The organism is Vibrio olivae, from assembly GCF_042428525.1.
Lineage (GTDB): Bacteria > Pseudomonadota > Gammaproteobacteria > Enterobacterales > Vibrionaceae > Vibrio > Vibrio olivae.
In genome coordinates this window covers 1-2,272 of record NZ_JBHMEP010000037.1, presented here as the reverse complement: position 1 = coordinate 2,272, position 2,272 = coordinate 1, and the positions used below count along the sequence as shown (strand labels likewise).

The window sequence follows — 2,272 nt, the reverse complement described above, 5'->3', positions numbered from 1 at the left end:
GGGTGGAAATAAGATGGATCCGAATCTAGTCGCGGCGTTGATGAACGGCCGTAACAACCAAGACCAGTTCGGAGGAGCCAACGGCTGGTGGTTATGGATCATCGTCCTGTTCTGGTTGTGGGGCGGACGTGGCTTCGGAAATGGCTTTGGCAATGGCAATGAATGTTGCGCTAACGGTCTTCCGGCTCAATTGAACAACGACTATGGTCGTGAGTTACTGATGCAGGCTATCCAAGGTAACAGAAGCGCTATCGACCAGATCTCTAACGCCCTTAACTGTTCTACCTCTCAATTACAAAACGCTATCTGTAACGTACAAGGCGCTATTGATAAGGTGGCCGGTCAGGTAGGTATGACTTCTCAGGCCGTTATCAACGCCGTACAGCAACAAGGATGTGAGATCGGTAACCAGATTAGCGCATGTTGCTGCAACTTACAAAGCGCTATGGCTAGTGGATTTAACAACATCCAACATTCGTTAGACACCGTAGGATGTAATATCCAGAACGCTATCACCCGTCAGGGATATGAGAATCAGTTGGCTATTACCGGTCAGACGAACGTATTGCAGAACAACTTGACTAACGGCTTCAATAACGTTATTCAATCCAATCAAGCCCAGACGCAAGTGTTAGCCGCTAAGATAGATGCCCAAACGCAGATTATCAATGACAAGTTCTGTCAACTTGAGATGCGTGAGATGCAGAATACTATCCAACAGCTTCGTGAGGAGAAACAGGCTTTGGCTACTTCCGCCATCACCCAACAACAGACACAGAACATCGTTAGCCAGTTAGCTCCAAAGGCTCCGGTTCCAGCCTACGTTGTACAGAACCCGGGTTGCTGCTATACTCCTACCGTAAGGGTGGCTAACGAATGTGGATGCGCTTGCGGCACTACTAACGCCGTATTATAAGAAAGGGGGACAATATGGCTGATTTCAGAGGATATATGATCGGTTCATTCGCCTCCTCTCGTCTTGACAGGGGAGGCATCCCGGTAGTAGCCACTACTGGAAAGGTATCTGACGCTTCTGCGGCCGAACCTACGGTTGATTTTGGCATCAATCCGTGTCAGTGGAACTCACTACCTCCGGAAGGAATATTGTTATGGAAAGTCCGTCATCCGGTGACGGAGACAGAGGCTAGTTATCCCGCCACGATCGTTCTTCCGTCTGGCTTATCCACTACCACTCCTGTTACGGTATCCAACGCCGGGGTTATCGTCAACAAGACACCTATAGTGGATAAGGTTGGGGCACATATGACAGGGCAGGATATTACGACTCCCGTGGCTTCTAGTGATCCTATAGTAGGGGCCTACACCGAGCATCTTGTGTATTATAACAAATGCACCGGCGTGTTCAGGATGTTGGGTCATACGGCTACGGCGGCTACCGCCCCTAGCGCATGAATTTACTAAGAAAGAACAGGGAGGGTAACCTCCCTCCCATTTAAAAAGATCGTTATTATGTTTAAGGATTTAAAGAAAGGATATCAGGTTTATACGTTGGATACCTCAGGGGTTCCTAAATTCTTTATGGGTACGGTGGTTAACGTCTCGGAGCCTAGGTTCGCCCAGTCCCAGTTAGGTCAGTATCAGCAGTTGCAAGATCGGGTTATGGATCTTACTATAGAGGTGGACGGGAAGTCCATGACATACGTAGTTCCAGAGAACCAGAACGTGGCTATGGCCAACGGCATTACGCTAGCCTGCTCCGTGGATCCGATAATGAACCACCTGAACGCCATGAAACGAACCAGTACGGATATCGTGAATAGCGTGGATAAGAATAAGGAGATCATAGAGGCATGCGACAGTATCTTGGAGGATATCAATCCTACTTTTAAGCAGACTAAGGATCAAGACCGAAAGATTAAGAATCTTGAGGAGAAGGTCGATAGGATGGGGTCTTCTTTCGATGAGTTAAAAGAGTTGTTAATTAAAAAATTAGGTTAAGATGAGAGTTATAGATTTAGGCAACGGCCAAGAGGAATATGATGATGAGATCTACGACCGCAGAGGCGGTAGGGGACGCTCACGCCGCTCCGACGGCACTTATATGGGTTACGATGGTGGCGTATATGATCATTACGGTAAGGAACGTGACGGGATGATGGAGGAGCTTGAGCGCCGTGAGCGTGATCTCGAAAGGCGCGAGAGGGAACTGGAGCGTAACGAGCGGGAGCTTGAGAAACGTCAAAGACATCATGAGCGGGAGGATGAGATGTACCGTAAGGGATGGTTTGGCGAGCGTGACATCCGTGACGAG

3 protein-coding genes are annotated in these 2,272 nt (G+C 48.6%); all 3 read left to right on the top strand.

The features are described 5' to 3' along the window. Window positions 1-916 (top strand): hypothetical protein (locus ACFFUV_RS23310; RefSeq protein WP_390198285.1); only part of this gene is annotated, 916 nt, incomplete at its 5' end. 554 nt (window positions 917-1,470) lie between these two features. Next, window positions 1,471-1,959, top strand: coding sequence for a hypothetical protein (locus ACFFUV_RS23305; protein ID WP_390198282.1), 489 nt, complete (start codon window positions 1,471-1,473; stop codon window positions 1,957-1,959). Window position 1,960: 1 nt separating this feature from the next. Continuing rightward, window positions 1,961-2,272 (top strand): hypothetical protein (locus ACFFUV_RS23300; protein WP_390198280.1); only part of this gene is annotated, 312 nt, incomplete at its 3' end.

Excerpts from the sequence above, each read along its gene's own strand:
- ACFFUV_RS23305 (WP_390198282.1), top strand. The coding sequence starts at position 1,471 with ATGTTTAAGGATTTAAAGAAAGGATATCAGGTTTATACGTTGGATACC.